General features: G+C 38.3%; 7 protein-coding genes and 1 pseudogene. All 8 read left to right on the forward strand.

The window, feature by feature from the left end:
• Positions 1-110: 110 nt before the first annotated feature.
• Positions 111-311, forward strand: a pseudogene (locus AAEY94_RS20435) (LexA family protein); the annotation flags it as partial.
• The gene (locus AAEY94_RS20440) at positions 312-1,568 is read left to right on the forward strand and encodes a Y-family DNA polymerase (RefSeq protein ID WP_011638882.1); all 1,257 of its coding nucleotides are present in this window, start codon (positions 312-314) and stop codon (positions 1,566-1,568) included.
• Positions 1,569-2,568: 1,000 nt separating this feature from the next.
• On the forward strand, positions 2,569-2,925 hold the full coding sequence (locus AAEY94_RS20445; RefSeq protein ID WP_011638883.1) for a hypothetical protein: 357 nt from the start codon (positions 2,569-2,571) through the stop codon (positions 2,923-2,925).
• Between the two features lie 75 nt (positions 2,926-3,000).
• A complete protein-coding gene (locus AAEY94_RS20450) occupies positions 3,001-4,350 on the forward strand; it encodes a TolC family protein (RefSeq protein ID WP_011638884.1) in 1,350 nt (449 codons plus the stop codon).
• The gene (locus AAEY94_RS20455; protein ID WP_011638885.1) at positions 4,347-5,273 is read left to right on the forward strand and encodes an efflux RND transporter periplasmic adaptor subunit; all 927 of its coding nucleotides are present in this window, start codon (positions 4,347-4,349) and stop codon (positions 5,271-5,273) included. Before AAEY94_RS20450 ends, AAEY94_RS20455 begins: the two co-directional genes overlap by 4 nt.
• A 90-nt stretch (positions 5,274-5,363) precedes the next feature.
• Entirely contained in the window at positions 5,364-8,480 is a 3,117-nt protein-coding gene (locus AAEY94_RS20460; RefSeq protein ID WP_011638886.1) for an efflux RND transporter permease subunit, read from the forward strand.
• Positions 8,481-8,569: 89 nt separating this feature from the next.
• Positions 8,570-8,884: a P-II family nitrogen regulator gene (locus AAEY94_RS20465; RefSeq protein ID WP_041413220.1), complete on the forward strand. Its 315-nt coding sequence runs from the start codon at positions 8,570-8,572 to the stop codon at positions 8,882-8,884.
• Positions 8,885-8,915: 31 nt separating this feature from the next.
• Positions 8,916-9,275: a DUF6488 family protein gene (locus AAEY94_RS20470; RefSeq protein ID WP_011638887.1), complete on the forward strand. Its 360-nt coding sequence runs from the start codon at positions 8,916-8,918 to the stop codon at positions 9,273-9,275.
• The last annotated feature ends 220 nt before the right edge of the window (positions 9,276-9,495 follow it).

Genomic DNA, 9,495 nt, shown 5'->3' on the forward strand with positions numbered 1-9,495 from the left:
GAAAGACCCAATACAGCAATTGGTGGTGTCCCACCAAAGCAAAAACTGGCACTAGTGGCCTAAGTCTCTACTTTTGACCTCAGCTAAAAATGGGGAGATTACCAGACGGTCGAAACGGCGATGTAATAGTTGCCAATTTTAATGGCGAGTTTGTCTGCAAGATTCTAGATACCAAGCTGCGTGTTCTCCATTCCTCTAATCAACAATACCAACCTGTCACAATTCATGAATACGATTATTTTAGTATTGAAGGCGTAGTCACACGTTCTATTCGTTGCCACCGTCAAAGCCCTTTGTTGTGGGGTAATTAGATGTTTGCTCTAGTTGACGCGAATAGCTTCTATTGCAGTGCAGAACAAGTCTTTCGCCCTGATTGGCGTGGTAAGCCTGTTATTGTGTTGAGTAACAACGATGGGATGATTGTTGCTGCTAATCGTCAAGCTAAAGAGGCTGGAATTGGGAAGTTTCTACCTTACTTTCAAGTTAAAGCCTTATGCGCCAAACGTGGTGTTATTGTCTGTTCCTCAAACTATGAACTTTATGCTGACTTATCTAGCAAAATGATGGATATCATTGGCCGCTTTGCCCCTGAGCAACATGTCTACTCTATTGATGAAAGCTTCCTCTCTTTTAAAAACTGCTATCCCGCTATCAAATGCCTCCTTACGCAAGGCCAGTTAATCCGCCGTGCTGTGTGGAAAGAAGCGCGGCTAGCAGTCTGTGTGGGTATTGGTGAAACGCTTACTCTTTCTAAAATAGCCAACCATGCAGCTAAGAAGATTGAGGGCTACAAAGGAGTTTGTTTCATTAGTAATGAGCAAGAGCGTATAGCTATTTTAAAGCAGCTTGCTGTAGGGGATGTATGGGGGATAGGCCGCCGAATAAGTAAGAAGCTTGAATTAATGAATATCCGTACTGCGTTTCAACTTGCGTCTATGCCGCCGACACTGGCAAGAAAGCAATTTAGTATTGAAATAGAACGTACCGTTCGTGAGCTTAACGGCCAAGCCTGTAAAATATGGGATGAGTCGAGGGCAGATAAAAAGCAGATATTTTCGACTAGAAGCGTAGGTGAGCGCATCACAGATTATTCGTCGTTATTACAAGCATTGAGTAAGCATGTTGCTATCGCAGCGAGTAAAGCACGTAAGCAAGGTTCAAACTGCAAGACCTTGCTGATTTTTGCCAGTAATTCACCCCATGATGAACGGCCTGTAAGCTATAAAGCTATTGTACATTTTCCATGTCCAACCAACTGCACTGTTGAGCTAACCAAAGCTATGAGTGAGGCCGCACCAAAGCTATTTCGTGAGTTCGTACATTATTACAAAATCGGTATAGGGCTTATCGATTTAGCTAGCGAAAAACATAACCAATTCGATTTATTTAACCCTTCAAAGGCTAATCCCGCTTTGATGAATACGCTAGATGACATTAACCAACGCTATGGCAGTGATACGATGTTTCTAGCAGCTCAAGGCATAGAGCACAAGTGGTCAATGCGCCGTGATTTGCTAACGCCACAATACACAACCAAATGGTTCAGTGTACCCAGCATTAAGTGCTAACTAGGTTTTTGCTTTGATTAATGTTTTCACTGTTAGTATCACTCATATGCTTGGTTTAATTAGATAAATCAGACATTAGCTAATCACTGTTCCTTAGCTTGAAGCATTCGATGAACCTTCTTAAAATTGGTCTACCTTTCTTTTTACTGGCTTTTAGCTCAACAGCTATTGCAGCTGGAAATACGCGGCTTAGGAGGAGTTATTTATGTGCATATATGCTATGAGTATTGATTTTAAGGGCTTCTACAATACATATGGTCTAATAACAACATGTATTATATTGGAGCGTTTATTAATAACATGAATTTTAATGTGTAATCAGTAGTCCTTCACTGCTAAAAGATTGCTTCGTGTTTAAGTTAACTTACGTGAATAAAGTAATAATAAAAATTTGTTCCAGTCACTGTAATATTCTTCAATAATGAGCTAGCTAATGATGATGATCGTTAGCTGCAATCCGGTATGATGTGATTAAGTTGGCTTACTCAAGCTCGATATACCAGAAATCTCTATAAGAGAAACTGTTGCACTTACTTCAGCTCAGATTAATGGACAGTATTTATTTTGATAAAGTAACAAAATCAAGTTTTTGAAACGGAATGATGATACGTTAAGAGCTTGTATGTGAGTATTTTTGTTAAAAATGCTGCATTTACTTAAAACTTTGTACAGAGCCTGTACATATACCGTTCCAGCAAAACTAATGAATCCTAGTCAATGCATTTTATTAGCGATAACTTGTTTTCAGGCAGATTTTAATGTCATCGATGACTACCACTGTGAAGCGTTGCTATCGAATTGTACTTGAGTTCACCTCGTCATTCGCGAGTATTTAACTTTAATTTTAACTTTAAAATTTTATAGGCTCTTGTACATTCTTAAATAACAGGTTTAATATTCAGCGGGTAAAACACCGCCATCAGTCTTGAACAGAGTTAAATATGCATTGATTTTTTTATGGGGAATGTTAAAATCAAAATGTATCTAAATTGGGGTTAGCATGATTAAATTAGTATCGACAATTTTAATTTTTGTATGGGTTGTGTTTCAACCTATGACAAATATTGTCGATGCTCACCCGCTAAAAGCTTATGCTGAGATTTTATCAAGTACACCAATCGATAATAATGTATCAGTTATCAAAACACCTCCAGTTCATGATGTATCTACGACTGATATTCCTTCTTCAAATGAAATGTTTCACTGCCACCACCACAGTAGTCATTGCCATATCTATTTGTTAAGTGTCTATGAGGCTGAAACTGATATCCTCACAAAATACGCTCCATACAACTCATATTTATTTTCTATTCCAGAAACTCCTTTTTCAGCTTCAATTCGTCCTCCGATCGCCTAATTTTTATTCTAAGTCAATTTTTGCAAATGATAGAGTTTGCGCATTTTTATATCTTAAATAATTAGGTATTACAATATGTTAATGTTAAATCGTCCTCCAAAACTAGTTTTGGAGCTCTCGAGTCGTATTTATAATATACGGATTATTTCGTGTGTTTTCCTTGTGGCATTCTCCTTTACAATCAGCGCAGCAAGAGCATCATCGGCAGATCAAGCTATATCGCTGCCAACTGCAATGCAGCGTTCACTATCACAAAATCCTTCTCTTAAATTTTTTCCGTATCGAATTGATGCTCTGAATGGTCAAATGGAAACTGCTAAATTATCACCTGCTTATGAATTAGGTTTTGATACTGAAAATGTTGGAGGAACTGGAAATTACAACGGTATTAGTGGAGCTGAGTTCACTATAGCTTTATCCTCAGTTTTTGAAATGGATAACAAGCGTTTAGCTAGAATTGGGACTGTATCTTCTGAATTGTCATTATTAGAAGCAAGCAGGCAGGTTGAGTCACTGGCTTTACTTGGTGATGTTACTCGTCGTTATGTTGATGTACTTGCTGCACAAGAACAAGTTGTTCTTGCACAGGAGGCTACTCAACTAAGCATTGATACTTTGGATATTGTAAAAAAACGCGCTGCTGCAGGTGCTACACCCGATGCAGAAGTTAAACGAGCATTAGCAGCCTTAGAGCAAGCCAGGCTATCATTATTTGCCGAACAGCAACGCTTATCTTACTTAAAAGTTTCGTTATCGAGTTTGTGGGGATCATCCTCACCTGACTTTGAGAATGTTGAGGGGAATTTATTTCAGTTTGGGGAAGATATCTCATTTGAACAATTGTTTGAAAGAGTCAAACTTAACCCTGCAATAGAGATTTTTGCATCAGAAGCTCGTTTAAAAGATGCTGAAATACGTGTTGCTAAAACACAGTCAAAATCTGACATTAGTTGGTCTGTGGGGGTTCGTCGAGCTCAAGATACAAACGATACAGCACTCGTAGCTGGCTTCAGTATGCCTTTATTTTCTGGCTCTAGGAATCAAGGTGCTATTTCAACAGCCATTGCAGAAAAAAATCAAGTATTCGTAAAACGTGATGTCATGTTATTGGATATGCATAATCAGTTATTTCGAGCTTTTTACAATAGAAAACAAGCTATTTTAGTCGTTAACTCATTGCGTTCCACCATCATCCCTTCTTTAGAGCAAGCACTGATTGAAACTCAAGATGCATATCAGCGTGGAAGGTACGGTTATCTGGATTATGTGAGCTCTCGTCAGGAGTTGTTAAGTGCAAGACGTACATTAATTGAAGCTGCAGGTTCAGCATTAACTTATGGTGCAGAAATCGAACAATTGACATCAGAGCCTTTAGCTAGCTCGCAATATAACGAGAACATCAAATTATCAGGAATATCTCAATGAAATTAATTTCTAGTTTTACAAAAGTTCTATTCTTAACCAGCTTCTTATTTTTTACAGGGTCTATTTTTGCAGAGTCTGGTCATGGAGATGAATCAGAACATGAAGAGGAAGGGCATATAGAATTATCTAACGAGCAAATACAGCATGCCGGAATAGTGGTTAGCACCGTTGGTGCCAATGTTATTCGTGATGTATTACCTGTTTATGGTTTGGTTGCTACTAATGCTGAAAGTTTGCAAGTGGTTAATGCCAGATTTGATGGTGTGGTACGTGATGTAAAGAAGAGCATCGGTGATCCGGTCCGTAAAGGTGAAACATTGTTAATTGTTGAAGCAAATGAAAGCTTGAAAAACTATTCAATAACTTCTGAAATTAATGGATATATCACACAGCGAAATATAAATATTGGAGAGAAAACAAATGAAACTCCTTTACTGGTGATTCAAGATTTTTCTACTGTTTGGGTAGAATTAAGCATATTTCCGAAGGATCTTCCTTTGGTCAAATTAAATCAGACGGTTAACATACAAAGTACTGATTTAAAAAATATTTCAGAAGGTAAAATTATTTATATTTCACCATTTGGACAAGTGCAAAGCCAAGCCACTAAAGCTCGTGTTCTACTTGAAAACAGCAACAACATTTGGAAGCCGGGCTTATTTGTTAATGCCAACATTACACTTGATGAAATAAATGCGCCAGTTTCTATACGTAATGAAGCAATACAAGTTATTGAAGATAAAAATGTAGTTTTTGTCAAAGGTGAATCTGGGTTTGAACCACGCGAAGTGAGCCTTGGTCGAACAGATGGTCAATATAGTGAAGTTCTAACGGGTTTGTCGGTTGGTGAAATGTATGTGAGTAACAATAGCTTTGTTTTGAAGTCTGAGTTGGGGAAAGAGGATGCTGAACATGGGCATTAAATTTTTTATGCGTCTTCGTTTACCTTTATACCTTATTTATGTTTTTAAATTTAGACATAATCGGTTGTGTGCTTCAAATAGGAGTTTTAAATGATTGATAAACTCATTCAATTTTCCATAACCCGCCGGTGGTTGGTTATGTTTTTTGTTTTGCTAACGGGTGCACTAGGCGTTTGGAATTATCAACATCTTCCTATTGATGCTGTACCTGATATTACCAATGTTCAAGTTCAAATTAACACAGAAGCACCTGGGTATTCACCACTAGAAGTTGAGCAGCGAGTCACCTATTTGGTTGAAATGTCAATTGCAGGTTTACCTTATGTTGAGAGTACTAGATCGCTATCTCGTTACGCACTCTCACAAGTTACTGTTGTGTTTGAGAAAGGAACTGATATTTATTTTGCTCGGAATCTTATTAACGAACGTTTGCAACAAGCTAAAAGTGAGATGCCGTCAGGTATTGAGCCCGTAATGGGACCTGTTGCAACTGGATTAGGTGAAATCTTTCACTATTCAGTTCATGCAGCGCCAGGGGCTTTGCAAGCAGATGGACAACCTTACGATGCAACAGCTTTGCGTACATTGCAAGATTGGGTTATTCGTCCTCAATTGCGTTTGGTTGAGGGGGTTACTGAAGTAAATACAATCGGAGGGTATGAAAAGGAGTTTCATATTACACCAGAACCTTCAAAGCTATTGGCTTACCAAATTAGTTTTGATGATTTAGTCGCTGCGTTGCAGAAAAATAATTCGAATGTAGGTGCTGGGTATATAGAGAAAAATGGTGAACAATATTTGATCCGTGCTCCAGGTCAGGTTACTGATATTTCATCGATTAAGCAGATCATTGTTGCTCGTAGGGATGGAATTCCTATTACCGTAGGTGATGTTGCAGAGATTGGGTTTGGTAAACAGCTTAGAACTGGTGCTGCAACTCGCGATGGCGAAGAAACTGTGTTGGGCACAGCTGTTATGTTGCTTGGCGGAAATAGTAGAACTGTTTCTCAGGCAGTATCAGCAAAATTGCTTGAGATTAATAAAACTCTTCCAGAAGGTGTGATTGCTGAACCAGTTTACGATCGTACTGTATTGGTAGATAAGACGATTGCAACAGTTCAGACCAATTTAGCTGAAGGTGCTGTGTTGGTCATTGTCGTTCTTCTCGTTATGCTGGGTAATGTTAGGGCTGCTTTATTAACTGCCATGGTGATCCCTTTATCGATGTTGATGTTGATGACTGGCATGGTAGAAACCAAAGTAAGCGCAAATCTCATGAGTCTAGGTGCACTTGATTTTGGGTTAATTGTTGACGGTGCTGTAATCATAGTTGAGAACTGTATTTTAAGGCTGGCAGGAAGACAGCATCACCTGGGGCGAATATTGACATTGGATGAACGTTTTCAGACCGTCTTTACGGCTACCCGTGAAGTGTTTACTCCAAGTCTGATAAGTGTTTTAGTTGTTATTATGGTCAATTTGCCAATTTTGGCGCTGACAGGTGTCGAAGGTAAAATGTTTACTCCAATGGCAATGGCCGTAATCATGGCTTTATTGTCTGCACTTGTATTGTCTCTCACTTTTGTTCCTGCGGCAGTCGCTTTGTTTATGACAGGCCACATAGAAGAAAAAGACAACTTTATCGTCAGTCAATCTAAACGATTATATCTGCCAATTTTGTCGATTGTGTTGAGATTCCGAGTACTTGTAATTTCAATAGCATTGATATTTGTGATTTTAGTCGGATTTGTTGCAACAAAAATGGGAACCGAGTTTGTTCCTAATCTTGATGAGGGCGATATTGCGATCCAAGCACTTCGAATTCCAGGGACCAGTTTAACTCAATCATTAGATATGCAGTTTAAGTTGGAGAAGGCAATTCTAGAGATTCCGGAGGTTAAAACTTATTTCTCGAGAGTTGGTACTGCAGAGGTTGCGAGTGATCCTATGGGGCCAAATATATCTGATGGTTATGTGATGCTTAAGGATCATAGTGAGTGGCCAAATCCTGAAAAGACTAAGGCTCAACTTTTAGAAGAAATAAGTGAAAAACTAGCCTTACTACCAGGTAATGCTTTCGAAATAAGCCAACCTATTCAACTTCGGTTTAACGAATTGATTTCAGGTGTCAGATCTGATTTAGGTATAAAAATTTTTGGAGATGATTTATCTAAATTACTGAGTTCAGGTGCTGAAATAGCAAAAGTGTTAAGTAGTATTGAAGGGGCTGAAGGCGTAAAAGTAGAGCAAGTTTCTGGATTACCCATCTTATCAATTGATGCTGACAGAGCTGCTATGTACCGTTTAGGCTTAAACGTCTCGGATGTCCAAGATGTAGTTGCTGCTGCAACGGGAGGTGAGAGTGCTGGCTTGATTTTTGATGGTGATCAACGTTTATCAATCGTTGTAAGGGTTGATGAGAGGGTTCGAGGAAATTTAGAAGCGTTAGAGCGTTTACCTATTCCGTTACCTGAAGGTGGTTATGTACCATTAAGAGAAGTCGCTAAACTTACTTTAGCACCTGGCCCTAATCAGATTTCACGTGAAAATGGAAAACGAAGATTGGTCGTTAGCGCGAACGTCCGTGGTAGAGATCTAGGCGGATTTGTTGCAGAAGTACAAAGTAAGGTTGCTGAGCAAGTCAAATTATCTCCAGGATATTGGTTAGAATACGGTGGTACTTTTGAGCAATTACAATCTGCTTCTGATCGTTTAACTATACTTGTGCCTATAACATTGATAATGATATTTGCTCTTTTAATGATGACATTTGGCTCCGCAAAAGACGCAGCTTTAGTCTTTAGTGGAGTACCACTAGCCCTTACTGGAGGCGTCATAGCTTTATGGTTGCGTGATATCCCTCTATCTATTACAGCTGGTGTAGGTTTTATTACTTTGTGCGGCGTTTCTGTTTTGACGGGGGTTATGATGGTATCTGCATTTAAAGATGAACTGGATCGTGGAAGTCCTATCGATCAAGCTATTCAAACTGGTGCAATGTTGCGATTAAGACCAATTATGATGGTTGCACTTGTTGCAGCATTAGGGTTTTTACCAATGGCGCTTAATACTAGCACTGGTGCAGAAGTCCAGAGACCACTAGCTACAGTCGTTATTGGTGGGATCATTTCATCAACATTACTCACTTTATTAGTATTACCTGGCTTGTACAGACTTACTTGGCGAAAGACGAAACAGCTAAAATAGTAATTAAAATTTAAGTATGAAGAAGGGATTGCGGTGTTCGAGTTGTCCGTAATCCCTTTAAATATAATTTCAAATTGACAGGTAAAAATATGAAAAAAATTACTGCATTAATTCACCATGTAAGGTCTGCCGATGTTATACAAGCATTACAAGATTCTGGCTACGGAAATATATCAATATTTGATGTCAAAGGAACATTGAAAGCTCTTCGGGAAAGTGAGTTAGCATATTCTTCTGAAGCTGGTGTTACTATCTCTGAAGTTCAGCTATCTCTTATATGTGAAGATGAACAAGTAGATGAAGTTATATCAATTATTAGAAAAATAGGTAAAATTGGAACGGAAATTTCTGGGTGGGTTTACGTTAGTCCAATTGACACAATCCTTCCAATTGGTGGCATTTAGATACTTAGTTTAAAATAATAAGGGCATATTTATGAGATATTTATTTGCTTTTTTAGTTATCGTTACTTCTTTTAATTGTAATTATTCTTTTGCGCATCTAGATAGAATGAAAAGCATGGATCATTCAAGAAATAGTCATATGAATGAGAAGAAGGTAATTAGCATTACCATTAAAACAATAAATAAAATGACATTCAAAGATTTAGGTTATGAGGCTGGTAAGCTGCCATCTTCATGGGAAACCATTAACAATGCAGATGTAAATATTGTAAATGTTCATGAAGGAAGTTATGTCGTGAGTGCTACGAACTCACAAGTTAAACAGACATTATATTTTAGAATTGATGACGATGGTGATGTCGTTGCAGTATCTGAGAATAAGGGCTTTTAATAAGCGGTAAGTAATGAAATAGTGATTGTCAAACGACTACTTCTAATTGAAGTAGTCGCAACCATTGTTCTTACTAAATTAGGATAAGAACAAGGCGTCTAAAGGCGGCACTACCAACTTAGAAGCCTGTTGGTAATCATGGCAATGAGCCTGTAAATAATTTTGTGTAACTGCTTTTCAATCAGTACCCTATTAGGGTCAATGGAAGGTAGCACATGAA

The organism is Shewanella sp. AC34-MNA-CIBAN-0136, from assembly GCF_040309945.1.
Taxonomy (GTDB): Bacteria; Pseudomonadota; Gammaproteobacteria; order Enterobacterales; family Shewanellaceae; genus Shewanella.